Annotated in this window: 19 protein-coding genes; 11 read left to right on the forward strand and 8 right to left on the reverse strand. The window is 69.2% G+C overall.

All coding sequences use genetic code 11. From position 1 onward, the window contains the following. Both DPV79_RS18195 and DPV79_RS18200 read right to left on the reverse strand, forming a co-directional pair. Positions 1–915, reverse strand: a complete 915-nt coding sequence (locus DPV79_RS18195) for an ABC transporter ATP-binding protein (protein ID WP_060083211.1) — start codon at positions 913–915, stop codon at positions 1–3. Next, the gene (locus DPV79_RS18200; RefSeq protein ID WP_021164213.1) at positions 912–2,036 is read right to left on the reverse strand and encodes an MlaE family ABC transporter permease; all 1,125 of its coding nucleotides are present in this window, start codon (positions 2,034–2,036) and stop codon (positions 912–914) included. Before DPV79_RS18200 ends, DPV79_RS18195 begins: the two co-directional genes overlap by 4 nt. A 293-nt stretch (positions 2,037–2,329) precedes the next feature. Between DPV79_RS18200 and DPV79_RS18205 the strand changes: the two genes are divergently transcribed. The 6 genes from DPV79_RS18205 (at position 2,330) to DPV79_RS18230 (ending at position 8,508) form a co-directional block, all read left to right on the forward strand. Continuing rightward, positions 2,330–4,399, forward strand: coding sequence for a bifunctional 2',3'-cyclic-nucleotide 2'-phosphodiesterase/3'-nucleotidase (locus tag DPV79_RS18205; protein ID WP_021164211.1), 2,070 nt, complete (start codon positions 2,330–2,332; stop codon positions 4,397–4,399). Between the two features lie 8 nt (positions 4,400–4,407). Beyond that, positions 4,408–5,253, forward strand: a complete 846-nt coding sequence (locus DPV79_RS18210) for a tetratricopeptide repeat protein (protein WP_113046095.1) — start codon at positions 4,408–4,410, stop codon at positions 5,251–5,253. Positions 5,254–5,452: 199 nt separating this feature from the next. Beyond that, positions 5,453–6,004, forward strand: coding sequence for a hypothetical protein (locus DPV79_RS18215; protein WP_048023872.1), 552 nt, complete (start codon positions 5,453–5,455; stop codon positions 6,002–6,004). A gap of 360 nt (positions 6,005–6,364) precedes the next feature. Beyond that, positions 6,365–7,285, forward strand: a complete 921-nt coding sequence (locus tag DPV79_RS18220; RefSeq protein WP_048023870.1) for a biotin--[acetyl-CoA-carboxylase] ligase — start codon at positions 6,365–6,367, stop codon at positions 7,283–7,285. Then, a complete protein-coding gene (locus tag DPV79_RS18225; protein WP_113046105.1) occupies positions 7,282–8,067 on the forward strand; it encodes a type III pantothenate kinase in 786 nt (261 codons plus the stop codon). Before DPV79_RS18220 ends, DPV79_RS18225 begins: the two co-directional genes overlap by 4 nt. Positions 8,068–8,265: 198 nt before the next feature. Then, positions 8,266–8,508: a hypothetical protein gene (locus tag DPV79_RS18230; RefSeq protein ID WP_027789017.1), complete on the forward strand. Its 243-nt coding sequence runs from the start codon at positions 8,266–8,268 to the stop codon at positions 8,506–8,508. A gap of 16 nt (positions 8,509–8,524) precedes the next feature. On the opposite strand, the gene rfaE2 is transcribed toward DPV79_RS18230, so the two are convergent. From rfaE2 to DPV79_RS18265, 6 genes are all read right to left on the reverse strand, one after another. Further along, positions 8,525–9,010 (reverse strand): D-glycero-beta-D-manno-heptose 1-phosphate adenylyltransferase, encoded by a 486-nt coding sequence (gene rfaE2 / locus DPV79_RS18235; protein WP_012329309.1) that lies wholly within the window; start codon positions 9,008–9,010, stop codon positions 8,525–8,527. Positions 9,011–9,162: 152 nt separating this feature from the next. Beyond that, entirely contained in the window at positions 9,163–10,041 is an 879-nt protein-coding gene (locus DPV79_RS18240) for a ferritin family protein (RefSeq protein ID WP_048023863.1), read from the reverse strand. 468 nt (positions 10,042–10,509) lie between these two features. Continuing rightward, positions 10,510–11,736 (reverse strand): patatin-like phospholipase family protein, encoded by a 1,227-nt coding sequence (locus tag DPV79_RS18250; RefSeq protein WP_113046096.1) that lies wholly within the window; start codon positions 11,734–11,736, stop codon positions 10,510–10,512. A gap of 24 nt (positions 11,737–11,760) precedes the next feature. Further along, positions 11,761–12,561, reverse strand: a complete 801-nt coding sequence (locus DPV79_RS18255; RefSeq protein ID WP_113046097.1) for a PhaM family polyhydroxyalkanoate granule multifunctional regulatory protein — start codon at positions 12,559–12,561, stop codon at positions 11,761–11,763. A gap of 88 nt (positions 12,562–12,649) precedes the next feature. Then, a complete protein-coding gene (locus tag DPV79_RS18260; protein ID WP_021160148.1) occupies positions 12,650–13,477 on the reverse strand; it encodes an enoyl-CoA hydratase/isomerase family protein in 828 nt (275 codons plus the stop codon). 117 nt (positions 13,478–13,594) lie between these two features. Beyond that, the gene (locus DPV79_RS18265) at positions 13,595–14,587 is read right to left on the reverse strand and encodes a fumarylacetoacetate hydrolase family protein (RefSeq protein ID WP_027789012.1); all 993 of its coding nucleotides are present in this window, start codon (positions 14,585–14,587) and stop codon (positions 13,595–13,597) included. Between the two features lie 156 nt (positions 14,588–14,743). Between DPV79_RS18265 and DPV79_RS18270 the strand changes: the two genes are divergently transcribed. The 5 genes from DPV79_RS18270 (at position 14,744) to metH (ending at position 21,567) form a co-directional block, all read left to right on the forward strand. After that, positions 14,744–15,619 (forward strand): IclR family transcriptional regulator, encoded by an 876-nt coding sequence (locus tag DPV79_RS18270; protein WP_165843529.1) that lies wholly within the window; start codon positions 14,744–14,746, stop codon positions 15,617–15,619. 113 nt (positions 15,620–15,732) lie between these two features. After that, positions 15,733–17,025 carry a DUF3108 domain-containing protein gene (locus DPV79_RS18275; RefSeq protein WP_113046099.1) on the forward strand — a complete coding sequence of 431 codons (1,293 nt, stop codon included), beginning with the start codon at positions 15,733–15,735 and terminating at the stop codon, positions 17,023–17,025. Between the two features lie 254 nt (positions 17,026–17,279). Continuing rightward, positions 17,280–17,537, forward strand: a complete 258-nt coding sequence (locus DPV79_RS18285) for a BTH_I0359 family protein (RefSeq protein WP_006477667.1) — start codon at positions 17,280–17,282, stop codon at positions 17,535–17,537. A gap of 202 nt (positions 17,538–17,739) precedes the next feature. Then, complete coding sequence (locus DPV79_RS18290) at positions 17,740–18,807, forward strand: homocysteine S-methyltransferase family protein (RefSeq protein ID WP_060126632.1); 1,068 nt, start codon at positions 17,740–17,742, stop codon at positions 18,805–18,807. A gap of 42 nt (positions 18,808–18,849) precedes the next feature. Then, entirely contained in the window at positions 18,850–21,567 is a 2,718-nt protein-coding gene (metH, locus tag DPV79_RS18295; protein WP_165843530.1) for a methionine synthase, read from the forward strand. The last annotated feature ends 102 nt before the right edge of the window (positions 21,568–21,669 follow it).

The following is a 21,669-nucleotide window of genomic DNA, read 5'->3' on the forward strand; positions in this document are numbered from 1 at the left end:
CTACAGCTCGACGCTCGACAGCGCCGGTTCGAGGGCCGCCTTCGGCAGCTTCGCGCGCCGCTCGGGCGGCAGCGCCTGCAATGCGCGGCGCCCGCGCAGCCCCAGGAAATATTCGTGGATGAACGGATGGTCGACGTTCGCGGCCTCCTCCACCGGCGCGGCGACCAGCACCTTGCGGTCGGCCAGCACCGCGACGCGCGTCGACAGCGCGACCATCGTGTCGAGATCGTGCGTCACCATCACGACGGTCAGCCCGAGCGTGCGGTGGAGCGTCGCGATCAGCTCGACGAATTCGTCCGACGCCTGCGGATCGAGGCCGGCCGTCGGCTCGTCGAGGAACAGCAGCTCGGGCTCGAGCGCGATCGCGCGCGCGATGCCGACCCGCTTGACCATCCCGCCCGACAGCGCGGCCGGCATCTTCGACGCGTGCTTGCACGGCAGCCCGACCATCTCGAGCTTGAGCATCACGATGTCGTGCAGCAGGTCCGGCGGCACGCGGCCGAGCTCGCGCAGCGGCTGCGCGACGTTGTCGAACACCGTCATCGACGAGAACAGCGCGCCCTGCTGGAACAGCATCCCGGAACGCGTGCGCATCATCCGCGCGCTCGCGTCGTCGATCGTCGCCGTATCCTCGCCGAACACCTTGATCGTGCCGGACGTCGGCCGCTCGAGGCCGAGGATCTGCCGCACGAGCGTGGTCTTGCCGGAGCCCGAGCCGCCGACGATCGACACGATCTCGCCGCGCCGCACGTCGAAGTCGAGCTTCTGGTGGATGATGTTGCGCCCGTAGCGCTTGGTCAGGTTGCGCACCTCGATCACGAGATCGCCGGGATCGGCCGCCGCGGCCGGCCGCTCGCCGACCGACCCGGCACCGATGGCCGCGGCGTGCGCGGTCGTTTCGTTCGATGCGTTCATCCGAGCCCCACGTTCTGGAACAGGATCGCGAACACCGCGTCGGCGAGGATCACGACCGTGATCGACGTCACGACCGACGTGGTCGTGCCTTCGCCGAGACTCTGCGAGTTCGCCTTGATCCGGAAGCCGAAATGGCAGGCGACCAGCGCGATCAGCATGCCGAACACGACGCCCTTGCCGACCCCGATGTACAGGTTCGCGATCGGCACGACGCCCGGCAGCGAGCGCACGAAATAGTTGACGTCGATGCCGAGCACGAGCTTCGCGGCGAGCGCGCCGCCCGTCAGCGCGATGATGTTGGTCCACATGACGAGCAGCGGCATCGCGACGCCGAGCGCAAGCACGCGCGGCAGGATCAGCCGCAGCCCGTGCGGGATGCCCATCACGCGCATCGCGTCGAGCTCCTCGGTCACGCGCATCACGCCGATCTGCGCGGTGATCGCCGAGCCGGAGCGGCCCGCGACGAGAATGGCCGACAGCACCGGGCCGAGCTCGCGGATCACCGACAGCCCGAGGATGTTCACGATGTAGCGGTTCGCGCCGAACATCTGCAGCTGCTGCGCGGACAGGTAGCTGAGCACGATGCCGATCAGGAACGCGACGAGCGCGGTGATCGGCAGCGCCTGGGCGCCCGCGCTGTAGATGTTCGCGGAGGTCTCCTTCCACGGCATCGTCTGCGGACGGCGCAACACCGACAGCGCATCGAGGATCACGAGGCCGAACAGCGCGATGCCGCCCTGCAGGTGCTCGCCGAACCGGAAGATCGCCTGGCCGAGCCGCGTGACGGGATCGACGCGCACGACGCGCTCGGGCGCCTCGCGCTCGCTGTCGAGCCGCTCGATGCGCTCGAAGATCGTGCGCTGCGTGGCGCTCAGTGCGACGCCGTCCGGCAGCTTGCGGCCCCACACGCGCCACAGCGCCTGGCCGCCGACGTGGTCGAGCCGCTCGATGCCGGACAGATCCCATTCGCTCACGCGCCCGGACGCGATGCTCGCGATACGGCGCGCCACCGCGCCGCGATTGCGTGCAAGCGCGAGCGCGGTCCACTGGCCGGTCAGGCGCACCGTCTGGCCCTGGCCGCCGGCGTCGACCGACAGGCCGGGAGGAGTCTCGAAGTCCAAGGGCAGGTTGTTTGCAAAAAGGTGACAGCGGCCATTGTAGCGAACCGCCCGTCGCCGCGACGTGAGGATTTCCGTGCGGGCGGCGAGCTCGGGGCGCGCAGCCGGGGAGCCCGCCCCGGCGTGCGGGAGGAAGCCGCCGCCCGTTGCCCGATGCCGACGTCACCACCTTTCATTCTTCCGTCACGTTTCCTTTCGATACTCTCTCGCGCCGCACATCAGGCCGTCGGCGCCCCGCGCCGCCAATCGTTGCGCACCTCGCGTTTCATAAAACAGAACACCGAACAGGACAACCGATGCGTCTCCCCCTGCTTTCCCGCCGTCGCGTGCCGGCCATCGCCGCGCTCGCCAGCCTCGCCTTCATCCTCGCCGCCTGCGGCGGCGACGACGTGACCTCGCCGCCGGCGACGCCGCCGGCAGCCCAGGCGCCCGTCGGCACGACGGCCACGCTCGCCCTGCTCGAGACGACCGACCTGCACACCAACGTGCTGTCGTACGACTATTTCAAGCTCGCCGCCGACAATTCCCTCGGCTTCGAACGCGTGTCGACGCTGATCGCGCAGGCGCGCAAGCAGTACCCGAACACGCTGCTGCTCGACAACGGCGACACGATCCAGGGCACCGCGCTGTCCGACTACCAGGCGCTCGTGAAGCCGGTCGGCTGCGACCAGACGCTCGCCATCTACAAGGTGATGAACGCCGCGAAATTCGACGGCGGCGGGATCGGCAACCACGAATTCAACTACGGGCTGCCGTACCTGTCGCAGGTGACCGGCAACACGTTCGAGGTCGACGGCCTGCCGGCGCCGGCCCAGCAGAAGAAATGCGCGGGCCCGAACTTCCCGCAGGTGCTCGCGAACGTGATCAGCGCGAAGACCAACGCGCCGCTGTTCACGCCGTACACGATCCTGACCCGCACCGTGACCGCGACCACGCCGGACGGCAAGACGGTCAGCGCGCCCGTGAAGATCGGCATCATCGGCTTCACGCCGCCCGCGATCATGAACTGGGACAAGCGCTGGCTCGACGGCAAGGTCTACACGACCGGCCTGAAGGAAGCGGCCGAGAAGTACATTCCGGAGATGCGCGCGAAGGGCGCCGACCTCGTCGTCGCGATCTCGCACGGCGGCCTCGACAATTCCGCGTATTCGCCGACGATGGAGAACGGCAGCTGGTGGCTGTCGAAGGTGACCGGCATCGACGCGATGCTGATCGGCCACTCGCACCAGGTGTTCCCGGACGCGAACAGCACCGTGTCGCAGTTCAACCTGCCGGGCGTCGACAAGGTCAAGGGCACCGTCAACGGCGTGCCGACCGTGATGGCCAACTACTGGGGCAAGCACCTCGGCGTGATCAAGCTCGGCCTGAAGTTCGACGGCAAGACGTGGAGCGTCGACAAGTCGCAGACGACCGTCGAGGCGCGGCCGATCCAGAACGCCGACAAGAGCTACGTGGCGGCCGATCCGTCGGTTTCCGCCGCGATCGCCGCCGAGCACCAGGCGACGATCGACTATGTGAAGACGCCGATCGGCTCGACCGACTACCGGATGAACTCGTACTTCGCCGATGTCGGCGATCCGGGCGCGATCCAGATCGTCAACGAGGCGCAGGCCGACTACGTGAAGACCTACGTGCAGGCGAACCTGCCGCAATACGCGTCGCTGCCGGTGCTGTCGGTCAGCGCGCCGTTCAAGAGCGGCTTCGGCGGCGGCACCGACTACACCGACGTCGCACCGGGCGCGCTCGCGATCAACAACGCGGCCGACCTGTACCTGTATCCGAACACCGTGTATGCGGTAAAGGTCAGCGGCGCCGACGTGAAGAACTGGCTCGAAACCGCCGCGAAGCGCTTCAACCGGATCGACCCGACCAAGGCGACCGTGCAACCGCTCGTCAGCACCTTCCCCGGCTACAACTTCGACATGTTCACGTCGGCCGATCTCGCGTATGAAATCGACGTCACGCAGCCGGTCGGCAGCCGGATCAGGAACCTGACGTACAAGGGCGCGCCGATCGACCCGAACGCACAGTTCATCGTCGCGACCAACAACTACCGCGCGAGCGGCGGCGGCAACTTCCCGGGCCTCGACGGCAGCAAGACGATCTTCGCGTCGCCGGATGCGAACCGCGACGTGCTGATCGCGTTCATCAAGAAGCGCGGCGCGATCACGCGCACGGCGGACGGCGCGCAGCGCAGCTGGCGCTTCACGAAGCTCGCGAGCTCGGTCGCGCACGTGCAGTTCGCGTCCGCGCCGAATCGCCTCGGCGACGCGGCGGCGGCCGGCCTGACCGGCATCACGCAGGTCGCGGCCGACGACGGCTCGGGCAAGAACCTCGCCACCTACGAAATCGACCTCACGCAATGAGACCCGCGATGCAACCGATCCGGACGATGCGGCCGGCCGAAACCGGCCTCTCCGCCGCCGCGCGGCGCCTGCTGCGCGCGAAACTTCCGCCGGCCGCGCTGCTCGCGGCGGCGGCCGTGACCGTCGCGGCCGTCGTCGCGGCAGCCGGCCTGCGCGGCGCCGGCCCCGCGCCGAGCGCCGCGCAGCTCGACGAGTGGCAGGCGATGGTCACGCAGGCCACCGAGCCGCATGCGCTCGCGCAGTTGCGCACGCTGGCGCGCGGCGGCTCGGGCGACGCGCAGGCGGCGCTCGGCATCGCGCTCGTCGACGCGCGCGAACCGGGCTTGCGCGACGAGGGGCGCGGCTGGCTGGAAACGGCCGCGGCGGCAGACAGCAAGGCCGACGCGCCGGCCGCCCGGCGCGCGCAGCTCGCGCTCGGCAAGGCGTTGCTGCTCGGCAGCAGCGACATGCCGAAGGACTATGCACGCGCCCGCACGCTGCTCGGCGAAGCGGCCGCGCAGGGCGACCCGGCCGCCGCGTATTACCTCGGGCTGATCTATCGCAGCGGCTACGGCGTCGCCGCCGATCCCGTGCAGGCCGCGCACTGGTTCGACGTCGCGTCGCGCGCGGACATCCCGGCCGCGGACTTCATGCTCGCGAACGCGTACCGCGAAGGCAGCGGCGTGCCGCGCGACGAGGCGCGCGCGCTGGCGCTGTATCGCCGCGCCGCCGAGCACGAGCTGCCGGAAGCCGTGCAGACGCTCGCGATGGCCTATCGCAACGGCGAACTCGGGCTCAAGCCCGACGCGGACGAGTTCCATGCGCAGTGGATCGAGACCGCGCACGCGCTGAAGCACCCGGTCGTCGCGCCGTAACGCGAACCCGCATCGCACCGGCTGCCTGACACGCAAGCCCCGACGTGCCGCGCATCGATCATCCGGCAACGGAATCGATCGCGGCGCGCGGGTGCGCGCCTGTTGCATTGCCACCACCCGGCCGCTCCCCGTCGATCGGCCGGCGTGCGGCGATGCATTAACATGCAGCCTCACAATAAAACCTGAGAGAACTGCATTCATGTCCCTTCGCCTGTCCGGGCGTCGCGCCGCTGCCGTCGGCGCCGCCGCCATTGCCATTGCCCTCTCCGCCGCGCCGCTCGCTGCATTCGCCGCGCCGCCCGCGCAACCCGACATCTTCAACGCCGCGATCTGCAATCCGCCGTTCACGTCGGACCTGATGGACTCGATCTACAACACCGTCAAGGCCACCGATCCGAAGCCGGACGAATCGATGCTGGGCGCCGCGGTCTTCCGTCTGCCGGAGCCGATCCACCGGGACGGCTTCACGACGCAGCACGTCGTGTTCACCAGCACCGGGATCGGCGTGCTCGTGGACGGCGAAGTCGCCGGCCAGCTCGCGCAACGCTACAAGCTCGCGCCGGAAAAGGGGCACCTGCTGGGCGCGTCGTCGGCAGGCTATTCGCGCCGCCTGACGGTGCGCGGCCCGGGCGGCGCGCTGATCCTCGTGTCGGCCCGCCAGGGCCCGGCGCTGAAGGGTAAAACGCTGCTTGCGTGCGAAATGACGTCCGAAGAAGACATCAAGGCGCTGGAGCAGATGGAAAAGCATTGAGTCGTGCGGCGGCGCGCCGGCGCCGCGCGCATGCGGGCGGCCGCGCGCCGCCCTGGCGGTAGATGCTGGTCGGTCATTGCTGATTGGTCTCTGCCGGTTGGTCGCGGCCGGTTGGTCATTGCCGATCGGTCGCCGCTGGTCAGTCACTGCCGGTCGGTCTCTGCCGGTTGGTCTCTGCCGGTTGGTCTCTGCCGGTTGGTCTCTGCCGGTTGGTCATTGCCGGTTGGTCATTGCCGATCGGTCGCCGCCGGTCAGTCGCGGCCGGTTGGTCGCCGCCGGTCGATCACTGCCGGTCTATCACTGCCGGTGGCGCGCGCCGCTCGACGCGCGCCACCGCCCCCTGTCGCTACAATAGGCGCCATGAACGCCCCCACCTCCTCCGACACGCCCGATTCCGGCGACGCGCACATCGCGCGCAACCGGCTCGAGGCGCACCTGGACGCCGCGCCGCGTGCGTGGCCGCTCGACATCGTCGCCGCTACCGGCTCGACCAACGCCGACGTCGCCACCCGGCTCAAGGCGCTGCCGCGCCACGCGAACGCGCTGCCCGCGCCGCTCGTGCGCGTGGCGTTCGAGCAGACGGCCGGCCGCGGCCGGCAAGGCCGCCCGTGGTTCGCGCAGCCCGGCAACGCGCTGCTGTGCTCGGTCGGCTGCATCGTGCCGCGCCCCGTCGACGCGCTCGGCGGCCTCAGCATCGCGATCGGCGTCGCGCTCGCGGAAGGGCTGGCCACGCTGCCGCTCGACGCCCGCTCGCGCGTCGCGCTCAAATGGCCGAACGACCTGCTGCTGACGGCCACCGACGACGGCACGCCGCGCATCGTCGGCAAGCTCGCCGGGATCCTGATCGAAACCGCCTGGGCCAGCGCCGACGCGACCGCCGTCGTGATCGGCTTCGGCATCAACGTCCGCGGCGCGGAAGCCGTCGCCGCGCAGGTCGACGCGCTGCGCGCGCGCGAAGCGACGCTCGCGAGCGGGCTGCCGCCCGCTGCGCTGTCGATCGCGTGCGCATCGGCCAACCTCACCGATACGCTCGCCGCGTCGCTGAACGCGCTCACGCCCGCGCTCGCGCAGTTCGGCGCCGAAGGGCTCGCGCCGTTCGTGCCGCGCTGGCATGCGTTGCACGCGTATGCAGGGCGCGAAGTCGTCCTGCTCGAACAGGGCGTCGAACGCGCGCGCGGCATCGCGACGGGCATCGACGCGACCGGCCAGCTGCTGCTCGACACGCCGGACGGCATCCAGGCGATCGCGGCCGGCGACGTGTCGCTGCGCGAAGCGCAATGAACGAGCCGCACCTGCTGATCGACGCCGGCAACAGCCGGATCAAGTGGGCGCTCGCCGATGCGCAGCGCACGCTCGTCGAGACGGGCGCATTCGGCCACACGCGCGACGGCGGCGCCGATCCCGACTGGTCGAACCTGCCGCATCCGCGCGGCGCGTGGATCTCGAACGTCGCGGGCGCCGACGTGGCCGCCCGGCTCGACGCGCTGCTCGACGCGCGCTGGCCGGGCCTGCCGCGCACGACGATACGCTCGCGTCACACGCAATGCGGCGTGACGAACGGCTATACGACACCCGAACAGCTCGGCAGCGACCGCTGGGCCGGCCTGATCGGCGCGCACGCGGCGTTTCCGGGCGAGCACCTGCTGATCGCGACGTTCGGCACCGCGACGACACTCGAGGCGCTGCGCGCGGACGGCCGCTTCACCGGCGGGCTGATCGCGCCGGGCTGGGCGCTGATGATGCGCGCGCTCGGCACGCACACCGCGCAGTTGCCGACGCTGACCACCGATATCGCGAGCGGATTGCTCGCGGGTGCGCAGGCCGATCCGTTCCAGGTCGATACGCCGCGCTCGTTGTCGGCCGGCTGCCTGTACGCGCAGGCCGGGCTGATCGAACGCGCGTGGCGCGACCTTGCCGACGCGTGGCACGCACCCGTGCGGCTCGTGCTGGCCGGCGGCGCGGCGGACGACGTCGCACGCGCGCTGACAGTGCCGCATACGCGGCACGATGCACTGATCCTGTCCGGGCTCGCGCTGATTGCGGCCGAAACCGCCCAGGATTGATGGAACCGGCGCCGGCATCGCGCCGGTGCATGGCGGACGCGGGTCCGGACGGACATGCGGCACGCTGACGAAGCTGTACGCGCGGGGCAGCTGCAACCGCCCGTGCATTCGACCGGCGGAAGCCATGAAAAAGCCGGCCATGCGGCCGGCTCGACTGAATGACGTGAACGACGTCGATGACGACAAGGAGGTTCGACGATGCTGCGCTGGCTGATCGCTGTTCTCTTTCTCGCCAACATGCTCGCGTTCGTGGTGGCGCGCGGCGTGTTCGGGCCGCTGCCGTCGGCCGGCCCGCGTGAACCCGGCGTGCTGTCGCGGCAGGTCCGGCCCGATGCGCTGCGCGTGACGCCGCTCGCGCAAGCGACCGACCAACCCGTCGTCGGTGGCCCGATCGCGCCGCCGGCCGTCACGACCGCCCCGCTCGCGGCGTCCGCGCCCTGACGGCGCCCGGCCGCGCTCAGGACTGCTGCGCGCGCACCTTCTTCAGCAACGCGGTGGTCGAGCGGTCGTGCTCGAACGGAATCGCCAGCGCACGGCCGCCCCAGCCGCGCACGAGCGCCGATTCCGGCAGTGCATCCATGTCGTAGTCGCCGCCCTTCACGAGGATGTCCGGACGGACGGCCTCGATCAGCGACACCGGCGTCTTTTCCCCGAACGTCACGACCCAGTCGACGCTTTCCAGCGCCGCGAGCAGTGCCGCGCGGTCCTCCTCGCGATTGATCGGCCGGTCGTCGCCCTTGCCGAGCATGCGCACCGACGCATCGCTGTTCACGCCGACGATCAGGCACGCGCCGAGCGCTTTCGCGTCGGCGAGATACGTGACGTGGCCGCGGTGCAGGATGTCGAATACGCCGTTGGTGAACACGACGGGCGACGGCAGCGACGCGCGCAGCGCGACGAGGGCATCACGGGTGATCAGCTTGCGTTCGAAGGTGGCGGACATGGTGAAGGTCGGACGGAATGAGCAACGGCGCGCGCGACGGCGGCGCCAGATAAAAAGCCCGCCGGGCTGGCCAGGCGGGCTTCGTGCGTCGGGTACGGCACTGCGGCGCTACCGGCCGGCGCGATTCACGCCGGCGGCGGCGCCTGCCGGCCTTAGGCCGGCTGCGCGGCCGACGACGGGCCGCTTTCGGCCTGCAGGCGGCTGGTGACTTCCTTGCGATAGCGGTTCAGCTCCTGCGCGGTCGCGAACGTGCGCTCGAACAGGATCGACAGGTTGTGCAGGATCCGCTCGACGACCTTCTTTTCCCACTCGCCGTCGAACCGGATCTGCTCGTCGAGCCAGCGCTCGAGCCATTCCGGATCGGGCAGGCGCGACTGCACGGTATCGCGCGGGAACAGCGCCTGGTTCACGTGCAGGTTGGTCGGGTGCAGCGGCTTCTCGGTGCGGCGCGCCGACGCCATCAGCACGCCGATCTTCGCGAACGCCGCGCGCGCGACGTCGCCGCAGTTGTTCAGCGCCTTCTTCATGTAGCGCAGGTAGGCACCGCCATGGCGCGCTTCATCGCGCGAAATCGTTTCGTAGATCTGCTTGATGACCGGCTCGGTGTGCCAGTCGGCCGCGCAGCGGTACCAGTGGTTCAGGCGGATCTCGCCGCAGAAGTGCAGCATCAGCGTCTCGAGCGGCGGCGCCGGGTCGAATTCGAAGCGCACCGCGTGCAGTTCCTCTTCGGTCGGCACCATCTCCGGCCGGAAGCGGCGCAGGTATTCCATCAGCACGAGCGAATGCTTCTGCTCCTCGAAGAACCACACGCTCATGAACGCGGAAAAGTCGCTGTCGTGCTGGTTGTCGCGCAGGAACATTTCCGTCGCGGGCAGCGCCGACCATTCGGTGATCGCGTTCATCTTGATCGTCTTCGCCTGCTCGTCGGTGAGCAGCGAAGCGTCGAACTTGTCCCACGGAATGTCCTTCTCCATGTCCCAGCGGACAGCTTCGAGCGACCTGTAAAGTTCCGGATAAAGCATGGTGTTCATGATGGTCCCACCCCTGTTCTGCGCAATGCGACTTCTCTAAACGTGACTGTTGCCGCAAAGGCGCGCCAAGCGCGCTTTTTGCGGCCAAGACTGTAATTTTACGCGTGAAACCGACCGGCCGGACGCCGATTGCTCGTCCGGCAGCCGGGCGGCCGCGCCGCCGCCGTTGCGGCATGCCGCAGCCACAATCCGTACGAACGGAACCGGCTACGCGCTTGCCTGAGTGGGGGCCGGCGCTGGCCGGCTCGCTGACGAGCCCGTCCCCTGCCCCAGGCGGGTTCCCCGTAGGGCCCCGTGCGGATGCCGGATCGGCGGGCTGTTCGATATGGTGTATACGGCGGCGGCCATGATAGCACGCGTGCATGACGGTTCCGAGACGCCCGCCCGGTCGCGCGCCGCCAATCGCGGTGCGGCGATCGGTCGCGGCCGGGCGTCGCGAAAATGCAACCCCGCCCCTCTCCCGGCGCATCAGACCCGTATTTCGCCGGTCGCGAAACCGTCTTCCGGCGGCATGCCGGCGGCCGGTGCGCTGGCGCCGTCCGCCAGCGCGATCCAGCCGGCCAGCGTGTCGCGCTGCGCGCGCCCGTCGCGGTAGCCGAGCTCGATCAGTTCGCGCGTGAACGCCTCCTCGAACAGCAGGTAGCTCGCAAACGACGCGCCGGCCGGCTGGCTGCCGCCGATCGCGCCGAGCAGCCCGCGCATCGTCGCCGGCATCTGCTTCAGGTGTTTCGCGGCGATCAGCTCGATACGCTCGGACGGCGCGATCGCGAGCACGTCGACGTGCCGCCAGCCGCTGTCCACCTCGACCTGGTGCGGCAGGTGCTCGATCATCCGGTTGATGTGCTCGATGCGCTCGATGTCCGAGCCGATCGAGTCGAGGAACACGCTCGCGAGCACCTGCTGGCCGATCTGCGCGAGCGTCGGGTAGCCGCGTACCAGCCCCGTGCCGTTCACGGCCGGAATCTCGGGCCGCGGGTCGGCCGCACCGACCACGACGATCCGGTGCGCGCCGAAGTGGATCGCCGGCGACAGCGGCGCGATCTGCCGGATCGATCCGTCGCCGAAGTACTCGACCTGCCCGTCGAGCACGAGCGGCACGGCCGGGAACACGAACGGAATCGCCGACGACGCGAGCAGGTGCGACGCCGACAGGTCGACGAGCCGCGCTGTGCGCTGCGCGCGCCGCCACGCCTGGATCGGCTCGGCCGCCTGGTAGAACGTGAGGTGCCGGCCGCTCGAATAGCTGAGCGCCGTGATCGACAGCGCGTGCAGCAGGCGCGCCTCGAGCATCTGCTCGATCCGGTGGAAGCTCAGCTCGCGCTGCAGCAGGTGCGCGAGCGGCGCGTTGTCGAGCAGCCCGCGCGGCGAGCGGCGGGCCGCCCAGCCGAACGTCATCGTCGCGAGCCAGCGCGCACCGGCGGCCGCGATGCCGAGCCAGTCGGTGCGATACACGTAGTCGGCACGCAACGGCTCCCAGAATTCGAGCAGGCGCCGCACGCCGTGGGAAAAGTCGTCCGCGTGGCTCGCGATCGACGTCGCGTTGATCGCGCCGGCCGACGAGCCGCACACGACCGCGAACGGCAGCGTGTGCCGCTGCGGATCGGCCTCGCGCGCGATCTCGGCCAGTGCCTTGAGCACGCCGACCTGATAGGCGGCACGTGCGCCGCCTCCCATCAGAACGAGCGCGAGCCGCATGATCGACCTGCTATCTGCGCCGCGTCACGTCGAACGCTTCGGCGGACGGGTTTCGGGCGACGACGCGGCCGCCGCGCGCGCCGCGGCCGAACCGGTCGCGCCGGTCGCGCCGGTCGCGCCGGTCGCGCCGGTCGCGCCGGTCGATTTGGCACGCTTCGCGGCGGGCTTGCGCGGCGCGGCGGCGGCCGGTGCCGGCTTCGCGGCCTGCTCCGGCGCAGCGGCCGCGTCCGGCGGCGCATCGCCCGGCGCGGCGGGCTGCATGCCCGGCTGCGCCATCGCGAGGCTCGCGAGCTGGTTGAACTGCGACTGCAGCAGGTTCCACCAGCCGGCGGGATCGAAGGCCTGCGCGGCGTCGCCCGCGGCTGCATCCGCGGCGGAAGCATCGGCATCCGCCGCCGGCGGCGCATCGCCCGGCGCAGCCGACGCGGGTTTCGCCGCCTGCGCCGCCGCGACGGCCGCTTCCTCGGCCGCCGACATCGAGCTCTGCGCGAACGCGCCGAACGCACGCAGCGTCGCGAGCGTCGCGCGCTGGACCTCGAGCGCCTGGATCGCCGACTGCAGCATCCCGAGATTGAGCTTCAGCCACTGCTCGACCGCGCGCAGGTCGGTGATGCGCTTGTCGAGTTCCTCGACGCTCGTGAGCGGCGCCATCATGTCGGACATGCTCGACAGCGACGGCGGCAGCCCATGCGCGCCGCCCGGAAACGGCGTCATCGCGCCGAACGGCGACATCCGCATCATGTCCCACATCCGGTCCATCATGTCGGCGGGCTTGAAGCCGGCAAAGCCGGCGAAAGGATTGGAGCCGGAGGCATCGGTCGTCATACGGGCATCCTGGTTGACTGGGTGAGGGCGAGGCGGCCGCCATGGGTCGCGCGAGCCGCGCCTGGATCGATCATAGCGCCGGCGCGTGTCAGAACGGGGCGTCGCCGGGGAACTCGGGCGGGCGCCGTTCGCGCAACGACCGGAGGCCTTCCTGCACGTCAGGCCCGGCAAACCCCATGAATTCGAGCGCAAGCGACGTATCGAAGGTCGGCCCGGCCGTGCGCAGCCAGTTGTTCAATGCGTACTTGGTCCAGCGGATCGCCGACTGCGAACCGTGCGCGAGCCGTTCGGCCACTTCGTACGCCTTCGGCAGCAGGTCGGCCGGCTCGACCGCGAGCGACACCAGCCCGATCCGCTCGGCCTCCTCGCCGCTCACCGGTTCGCACAGCAGCAGGTAGTACTTCGCCTTCGCCATCCCGCACAGCAGCGGCCACACGATCGCCGCGTGGTCGCCGGCCGCGACGCCGAGGCGCGTGTGGCCGTCGATGATGCGTGCGTCCTTCGCGGCGATCGAGATGTCGGCGAGCAGCCCGGCGACGAGCCCCGCGCCGACGGCCGGGCCATGCATCGCCGATACGATCGGCTTGCTGCAGTTGATCACGTTGTAGACGAGGTCGCGCGCCTCGCGCCACACGCGGGAGCGCACGTCGAAGTCGTTCGCCATGTCCTCGACGAGCGCGAGATCGCCGCCCGCCGAGAAGCCCTTGCCCTCGCCGCGGATCACCGCGACGCGCGTGTCGGGATCGCGGTCGACGTCGCGCCAGATGTCGGCGAGCTCGCGATGCATGCGCGCGTTCGCGGTCGCGAGGCCGCTGCGGTTCGCGCCCTCGCCGCTCATCACGATGTCGAGCACGCCATGGTCGCGGCGCGTCACCTTCAGTGCTTCGTAACCGCCGTATGCGGCGAGATCGGCCATGTGCCGCTCCTTCGAGTCGAGGCTCTTGAATCGAGTGTAGCCAAGCCCGCGCGGGCAAACATCAGGCGAAACCCGGCGCGCAGGCCGAAGCCGGGTGTCGCGCAAGCACCGCGCGGCTTACGCCGCGCCGTCGGGCGGGGCGACCGACTGCTCGATCGCACCGAAGATCGACTTGCCGGCCGCGTCGAACATCTCGATGCGCACTGTGTCGCCATAGCGCATGAATTCGGTCTGCGGCGCGCCGTGCTCGATCGTCTCGAGGCAGCGCTTCTCGGCGATGCAGCAGTAGCCGCGCTTCGCGTCCTTGTTCGACACCGTGCCCGAGCCGACGATCGACCCGGCGCGCAGGTTGCGCGTCTTCGCCGCGTGCGCGACCAGCTGGCCGAAGTGAAACACCATGTCGGTGCCCGCATCGGGCTGGCCGACCTTCCTGCCGTTCCAGTGGACGATCATCGGCCGGTGCACGCGGCCTTCGCGCCATTCGTCACCGAGCTCGTCGGGCGTCACGGCGACCGGCGCGAATGCGGTGGCCGGCTTGCTCTGGAAGAAGCCGAAGCCCTTCGCGAGCTCGGCCGGAATCAGGTTGCGCAGCGACACGTCGTTCACCAGCGTGACGAGCCGGACGGCCTTCAGCGCTTCGTCGGGCGACGCGCTCATCCGCACGTCGCCGGTGATCACCGCGACTTCCGCCTCGAAATCGATGCCCCATTCCTCGGACGGGCACACGACGTCGTCGCGCGCGCCCAGGAAATCGTCGCTGCCGCCCTGGTACATCAGCGGGTCGGTCCAGAATTCGGGCGGCATCTCGGCGCCGCGCGCGCGGCGCACGAGCTCGACGTGGTTCACGTAAGCGGAGCCGTCGGCCCACTGGAACGCGCGCGGCAGCGGCGCCATGCAGTTGGCCGGATCGAATGCGAACGCATTGCGCGCGCGGCCGTGATTCAGCGCGTCGTACAGGTCGCGCAGCTGCGGCGCGTAGAACGCCCAGTCGTCGAGGACACGCTGCAACGTCGGCGCGATCGCGTCGGCGATCGCCGCGGTGTGCAGGTCGCGCGACACGACGATCAGCTGGCCGTCGCGCGTGCCGTCCTTCAGCGAAGCAAGTTTCATAAGGGGGACTCTGCCGTTGTAGTGACGATGGAGGGAATCTATTTTACGATGGTGAATCCCGGCGACGCGCCACGATCGTGCACGCCGTTTTCGCCCCGATTTTTCGCCCCGAATTTTCACCCCCATTCCTGCCGCATTTTCGCGCACCTGCCGCCCATGCCCGCCAGCCCGCTTCCCGACGACGATCTCGCCGACTCCGACACCGACGACGCCGCTTCCGGCGAGCACGGCGAAAACAGCGAGAAAGTCCGTTCCGGCATCCAGTCGATCGAGGTCGGCTTCCGCCTGCTCGACGTGCTGACGAGCGAGCCGCGCGCGATGATGCTGCGCGACCTCGCGCGGCGCGCGGGCATGAGTCCCGCGAAAGCGCACCGCTACCTGGTCAGCTTCTCGCGTCTCGGCGTGGTGTCGCAGGACCCCGTCTCGGGCCGCTACGAGCTCGGCGGCTTCGCGCTGCAGATGGGGCTCGCGCGGCTCGCGCGTGTCGACGGCGTGAAGCTCGCGCGGATCGCGCTGACCGAATTCCGCGACCGCCTCGACCAGACGGTCGGCATCGCGGTGTGGGGCAACCAGGGGCCGACGATCGTGCACTGGATGGAATCGAGCCACCCGGCGAAGGCGTCGCTGAAGCTCGGCGACGTGATGCCGCTGCTCGGCTCCGCGACGGGCCTGCTGTTCGCCGCGTACCTGCCGCGCAGCAAGACCGCCGCGATGCTCGAGCGCGAACTCGCCGATACGCGCCGCTCGCCGCACCACGGCGGCCCGCGCACGCTCGACGAGGTCGACGCGGTGCTCGCCGACGTGCGCAAGCACGAGGCCGCGCGCGTCGAGGGGATGCTGCTGCCGACGATCCACGCGTTCTGCATGCCCGTGTTCGATGCGGTCGGCGAACTCGCACTCGCCATCGTCGCGCTGGGCCAGGAAGGCTCGTTCGACATTGCATGGGGCGGCGAGATCGACACGGCGCTGCGCGCATGCGCGCAGAAACTGTCTTACGAACTCGGCTATAGTCCCGACGCGCGCGACGCCTGACGCATTCCGCCCCCGTCACGGCACGCGCGCGAACGCGCGGCGCATTCGACAGTCCGATTCCTGTGGCGCGCGCCGCGCGCCCGACATCACGCGAGCGCCCCGATCCTGTTCCGATGCCCATGCAGCCTGCCGACATCCGCCCGAGTCACGCCTTGCCCCGCCGATGGCTGCGCGTGGGCGTTGCACTCGTCGTCGTGCTGGTGCTGCACACGCTCGCCGCGTTCTGGCTGATGCGCAACCGCGACGCGTTCACGCCGCCCGCGCCCGCCGAAGTCCCCGTGCAGATCGAGCTGCTGAAACCGCAGCCGATCGAGCGCCAGCCCGCGCCACCTGCGCCGAAGCCGGTCGAGCATCCGGCCGCGCCCGCACCGGCGGCCCCCAGGGCCGCCGCGCCGAAACCCGCGCCGGAGCCGGTCTTCACGTCGACGCAAACGGCCGAACACGGCGAGCCGCCGGCCGCCGCGTCCGCAGCGAGTGGCGTACCGGGCGCGTCGGGCGCGCACGCCGCGTCGGCCGCGGGTGCGGCCAGCGCCGCCGGCGCCACGACACCGGGCCCCGCGACGAACGGCGTGAAGTTCATCGCGCCGCCGTCCGGCGACCTGCAGTACGACACGTTCTACAACGGCATGCAGAACATGATCGGCACGATCCACTGGCGTACCGACGGGCGCACCTACGACCTGTCGGTGTCGATGCCCGTGCCGTTCGTCGGCCCGTTCTCCTATCGCAGCGAAGGCCGCATCGACGCGTTCGGCGTCGCGCCCGACCGTTACGTCGAGAAGCGCGGCAAGCGTCCGGAAGACATCGCGATCTTCAATCGCGAGATCCGGCAGGTCGTGTTCACGCGCACGCCGAACAACGCACCGTTGCCCGACGGCATACAGGACCGCTTCAGCATGCTGATGCAGCTGTCGGGGCTCGTGCGCGGCAATCCGTCTGCGTACAGGCCGGGCGTCACGCAGCAGTTCTTCGTGATCGACAACAACAGCGGCGAGACCTGGCCGATCACCGTGATCGGCGACGAGCAGGTGCAGACGCAGGCCGGCACCATCGGCGCGCGGCACTTCATGCGCCTGCCGCGGCGCGACGGCGACACGCGCCGCATCGACATGTGGCTCGCACCGTCGCTCGGCTGGCTGCCCGCGCGGCTCGTGCAGACCGAACCGAACGGCGCGCAGATCGAACTGTTGTGGCACGGCCCGCTCGCGGCGCCGGGTGCGCCGTCCGACGAGACACCGGCAGGCGGCGCCACGCCTGCGCCCGCCGCTGCACCGGCGCCCGAACCGTCGGCCGCACCGGCCGCCGAACCGGCACAACCCGCGCCGCCCGCCGCCGTGCAACCGCCGGCTGCACAACCGGCTGCACCGCCCGCGTCTTCGCCTGTCACATCGCCTGTCACACAGTGAACTCGCACGCGAATGCGCGTGATTCGGCAATTTCGACCGATTACAGATTTCCGTGAAATCGCCGATGACACTCTTTAACAACTATTTCAGTCCACCGGTCGACAATGGGAAACGTTTCATAGACATCGGCTTCTAACCGATACACCCCACGCAAACGGGTACGGGGTGTGCAGCGCAAGCCCCTTGAAACCGGCAAGGCTCGCCCCACCTAGGGGACAACAAGGCCAGATGCCACTGCGAAGAGGAGTGCCGCCATGCAAATGATCTACAACAGCCCCAACTACTGCGTCGTCGAATTCGCGCCGCAGGCCGGCCACCACCTGATGAATGCCGGCGGATACGAAATCGTCGACAAGAACGCGCAGCGCGAGATCTTCATCGACGGCGAACTTGCCGAACGATTCCGCGCACACGTGAAGCAGCTGATCGAAGATGAACCGTCGCTCGATGAAGTCGACGAATTCCTCGGACAATTCGACAGCCTGATGATGATGCCCGTCGTACTGCACTGACGTCCCGCGGCCCGGCGCCTCGCGCGGCCGGGCCATTCGCCGCGCATCGACGCGGCGCCGCGAGCACTCCGATCATGCCCCTGCCCGGTTCGCCGGGCGGGGGTTTTCATTTGGCGGCCCGGCCGGCGCCGCGCAAGGCCGGGCGGCGCCCATGCGCACCGGCTACAATGACGGTTTTCCCGTCTTCGCCGGTCTTTCGCCCATGTCTGCGACTCCTCTCGCCGCTTCCGTCCCGCTCGACGCGCACTACACGCGCGGCGCCGCTCTGCCTGCGCTGCTGAAATCGCGCATCCTGATCCTCGACGGCGCGATGGGCACGATGATCCAGCGCTACAAACTCGACGAAGCCGCGTATCGCGGCGAGCGCTTCAAGGATTTCCCGCGCGACATCAAGGGCAACAACGAGTTGCTGTCGATCACGCAGCCGCAGATCATCCGCGAGATCCACGACCAGTACTTCGCGGCCGGCGCCGACATCGTCGAGACCAACACGTTCGGCGCGACGACCGTCGCGCAGGCCGATTACGGGATGGAAGATCTCGTCGTCGAGATGAACGTCGAATCGGCGAAGCTCGCACGCGAATCGGCCGCGAAATACGCGACGCCGGACAAGCCGCGCTTCGTCGCCGGCGCGATCGGGCCGACGCCGAAAACGGCCAGCATCTCGCCGGACGTCAACGACCCGGGCGCCCGCAACGTCACGTTCGACGAGCTGCGCGCGTCGTACTACCAGCAGGCGAAAGCGCTGCTCGACGGCGGCGTCGACCTGTTCCTCGTCGAGACGATCTTCGACACGCTGAACGCGAAGGCCGCGCTGTTCGCGCTCGACGAACTGTTCGAGGACACCGGCGAGCGCCTGCCGATCATGATCTCGGGCACCGTCACCGATGCGTCGGGCCGGATCCTGTCGGGCCAGACCGTCGAGGCGTTCTGGAACTCGCTGCGTCACGCGAAGCCGCTCACGTTCGGCCTGAACTGCGCGCTCGGCGCGGCGCTGATGCGCCCGTACATCGCCGAGCTCGCGAAGCTGTGCGACACCTACGTGTCGTGCTACCCGAACGCGGGCCTGCCGAACCCGATGGCCGAGACCGGCTTCGACGAGACGCCGGACGTCACGTCGGGGCTCCTGAAGGAATTCGCGCAAGCCGGGCTCGTGAACCTCGCGGGCGGCTGCTGCGGCACGACGCCCGAACACATCGCCGAGATCGCGAAGGCGCTCGCCGACGTGAAGCCGCGCCGCTGGCCGAACCAGTACAGCGACAACGCCTGACCCGACCGCCCCACGCCCTTCATCACCAGAATTCGCACCGCCATGACCGATCACATGATGCGCCTCGCCGGCCTCGAGCCGTTCAACGTCACGTCCGGAACGCTCTTCATCAACGTCGGTGAGCGCACCAACGTCACCGGCTCGAAGGCGTTCGCACGGATGATCCTCAACGGCCAGTTCGACGAGGCACTCGCCGTCGCGCGCCAGCAGGTCGAGAACGGCGCGCAGGTGATCGACATCAACATGGACGAGGCGATGCTCGATTCGAAAGCGGCGATGGTGCGCTTCCTGAACCTGATCGCATCGGAACCGGACATCGCGCGCGTGCCGATCATGATCGACTCGTCGAAGTGGGAAGTGATCGAGGCGGGCCTGAAGTGCGTGCAGGGCAAGGCGATCGTGAACTCGATCTCGCTGAAAGAAGGCGAGGAGGCGTTCGTCCATCATGCGAAGCTGATCCGCCGCTACGGCGCCGCGGCCGTCGTGATGGCGTTCGACGAGCAGGGCCAGGCCGACACGTTCGCGCGCAAGACCGAGATCTGCAAGCGCTCGTACGACGTGCTCGTGAACCAGTGCGGCTTCCCGCCGGAAGACATCATCTTCGACCCGAACATCTTCGCGGTCGCGACCGGCATCGAGGAGCACAACAACTACGCGGTCGACTTCATCGAGGCGACCCGCTGGATCAAGCAGAACCTGCCGTACGCGAAGGTGAGCGGCGGCGTGTCGAACGTGTCGTTCTCGTTCCGCGGCAACGACCCGGTGCGCGAGGCGATCCACACCGTGTTCCTGTACCACGCGATCCAGGCGGGGATGGACATGGGCATCGTGAACGCGGGCCAGCTCGGCGTGTACGCCGAGCTCGACGCGGAACTGCGCGAGCGCGTCGAGGACGTGATCCTGAACCGCCGCGACGATTCGACCGACCGCCTGCTCGAAATCGCCGACAAGTTCAAGGCGGGCGGCGCGAAGAAGGAGGAGAACCTCGAGTGGCGCAACCAGCCGGTCGAGAAGCGGCTCTCGCATGCGCTCGTGCACGGCATCACGAACTTCATCGTCGAGGATACCGAAGAAGTCCGCGCGAAGATCGCCGCGGCCGGCGGCCGCCCGATCAACGTGATCGAAGGCCCGCTGATGGACGGGATGAACATCGTCGGCGACCTGTTCGGCCAGGGCAAGATGTTCCTGCCGCAGGTCGTGAAATCGGCGCGCGTGATGAAGCAGGCGGTCGCGCACCTGATCCCGTTCATCGAGGAAGAAAAGCGCCTGCTCGCGGAAGCGGGCGGCGACGTGCGCGCGAAGGGCAAGATCGTCATCGCGACCGTGAAGGGCGACGTGCACGACATCGGCAAGAACATCGTGTCGGTCGTGCTCCAGTGCAACAACTTCGAAGTCGTCAACATGGGCGTGATGGTCCCGTGCAACGAGATCCTCGCGAAGGCGAAGGTCGAGGGCGCGGACATCATCGGGCTGTCGGGCCTCATCACGCCGAGCCTCGAGGAAATGGCATACGTCGCGTCGGAAATGCAGCGCGACGACTACTTCCGCGTGAAGAAGATCCCGCTGCTGATCGGCGGCGCGACGACCTCGCGCGTGCACACGGCGGTCAAGATCGCGCCGCACTACGAAGGCCCGGTGGTCTACGTGCCCGACGCGTCGCGCTCGGTGTCGGTCGCATCGAGCCTGCTGTCCGACGAAGGCGCGGCGAAGTACCTCGACGAGCTGAAGTCCGACTACGAACGCATCCGCGACCAGCACGCGAACCGCAAGGCGCAGCCGATGGTCACGCTCGCCGAGGCGCGCGCGAACAAGACCCGGGTCGACTGGGCGGGCTACCAGCCGGTGAAGCCGAAGTTCATCGGCCGCCGCGTGTTCAAGAACTACGACCTGAACGAGCTCGCGAACTATATCGACTGGGGCCCGTTCTTCCAGACCTGGGATCTCGCGGGCCCGTACCCGGCGATCCTGAACGACGAGATCGTCGGCGAATCGGCGCGCCGCGTATTCTCCGACGCGAAATCGATGCTCGCGCGCCTGATCCAGGGCCGCTGGCTGACCGCGAGCGGCGTGATCTCGCTGCTGCCGGCGAATACCGTCAACGACGACGACATCGAGATCTACAGCGACGAGTCGCGCAGCGAGGTGCTGCTCACGTGGCGCAACCTGCGCCAGCAGAGCGTGCGCCCGGTGGTCGACGGCGTGATGCGGCCGAACCGCTCGCTCGCCGACTTCATCGCGCCGAAGGAATCGGGCGTCGCCGACTACATCGGGATGTTCGCTGTGACGGCCGGCCTGGGTGTCGACGTGAAGGAAAAGCAGTTCGAAGCCGACCACGACGACTACAGCGCGATCATGCTGAAAGCGCTCGCCGACCGCTTCGCGGAAGCGTTCGCGGAAGCGATGCACGCGCGCGTGCGGCGCGAGCTGTGGGGTTATGCGAGCGGCGAGACGCTCGACAACGATGCGCTGATCGCGGAAAAGTACGCGGGCATCCGCCCGGCGCCCGGCTACCCGGCCTGCCCCGACCACCTCGTGAAGCGCGACATGTTCGACGTGCTGCACGCGGACGAGATCGGCATGAGCGTGACCGACTCGCTGGCGATGCTGCCGGCCGCAAGCGTGTCGGGCTTCTATCTCGCGCATCCGGACAGCACGTATTTCTCGGTCGGGAAAATCGGACAGGATCAGCTCGAGGACTACGCGCAGCGCATGGCACTGTCGCTCGACGACGCGCGCCGCGCGCTTGCGCCGCAGCTCTGACCGGCCCTTCGGCGGGCGCACCGTCGCCCGCTATCGTCAGACAAAAGAAAAAGCCCGCTCGGAAGCGGGCTTTTTTCTGCCTTTCGATCCTTTCGGACCGCC

It is taken from the genome of Burkholderia reimsis (assembly GCF_003294055.1).
GTDB lineage: Bacteria > Pseudomonadota > Gammaproteobacteria > Burkholderiales > Burkholderiaceae > Burkholderia > Burkholderia cepacia.

Excerpts from the sequence above, each read along its gene's own strand:
- DPV79_RS18195 (WP_060083211.1), bottom strand. The coding sequence starts at position 915 with ATGAACGCATCGAACGAAACGACCGCGCACGCCGCGGCCATCGGTGCC.
- DPV79_RS18205 (WP_021164211.1), top strand. The coding sequence starts at position 2,330 with ATGCGTCTCCCCCTGCTTTCCCGCCGTCGCGTGCCGGCCATCGCCGCG.
- DPV79_RS18210 (WP_113046095.1), top strand. The coding sequence starts at position 4,408 with ATGCAACCGATCCGGACGATGCGGCCGGCCGAAACCGGCCTCTCCGCC.
- DPV79_RS18215 (WP_048023872.1), top strand. The coding sequence starts at position 5,453 with ATGTCCCTTCGCCTGTCCGGGCGTCGCGCCGCTGCCGTCGGCGCCGCC.
- DPV79_RS18220 (WP_048023870.1), top strand. The coding sequence starts at position 6,365 with ATGAACGCCCCCACCTCCTCCGACACGCCCGATTCCGGCGACGCGCAC.
- DPV79_RS18225 (WP_113046105.1), top strand. The coding sequence starts at position 7,282 with ATGAACGAGCCGCACCTGCTGATCGACGCCGGCAACAGCCGGATCAAG.
- DPV79_RS18230 (WP_027789017.1), top strand. The coding sequence starts at position 8,266 with ATGCTGCGCTGGCTGATCGCTGTTCTCTTTCTCGCCAACATGCTCGCG.
- rfaE2 (WP_012329309.1), bottom strand. The coding sequence starts at position 9,010 with ATGTCCGCCACCTTCGAACGCAAGCTGATCACCCGTGATGCCCTCGTC.
- DPV79_RS18240 (WP_048023863.1), bottom strand. The coding sequence starts at position 10,041 with ATGAACACCATGCTTTATCCGGAACTTTACAGGTCGCTCGAAGCTGTC.
- DPV79_RS18250 (WP_113046096.1), bottom strand. The coding sequence starts at position 11,736 with ATGCGGCTCGCGCTCGTTCTGATGGGAGGCGGCGCACGTGCCGCCTAT.
- DPV79_RS18255 (WP_113046097.1), bottom strand. The coding sequence starts at position 12,561 with ATGACGACCGATGCCTCCGGCTCCAATCCTTTCGCCGGCTTTGCCGGC.
- DPV79_RS18260 (WP_021160148.1), bottom strand. The coding sequence starts at position 13,477 with ATGGCCGATCTCGCCGCATACGGCGGTTACGAAGCACTGAAGGTGACG.
- DPV79_RS18265 (WP_027789012.1), bottom strand. The coding sequence starts at position 14,587 with ATGAAACTTGCTTCGCTGAAGGACGGCACGCGCGACGGCCAGCTGATC.
- DPV79_RS18270 (WP_165843529.1), top strand. The coding sequence starts at position 14,744 with ATGCCCGCCAGCCCGCTTCCCGACGACGATCTCGCCGACTCCGACACC.
- DPV79_RS18275 (WP_113046099.1), top strand. The coding sequence starts at position 15,733 with ATGCCCATGCAGCCTGCCGACATCCGCCCGAGTCACGCCTTGCCCCGC.
- DPV79_RS18285 (WP_006477667.1), top strand. The coding sequence starts at position 17,280 with ATGCAAATGATCTACAACAGCCCCAACTACTGCGTCGTCGAATTCGCG.
- DPV79_RS18290 (WP_060126632.1), top strand. The coding sequence starts at position 17,740 with ATGTCTGCGACTCCTCTCGCCGCTTCCGTCCCGCTCGACGCGCACTAC.
- metH (WP_165843530.1), top strand. The coding sequence starts at position 18,850 with ATGACCGATCACATGATGCGCCTCGCCGGCCTCGAGCCGTTCAACGTC.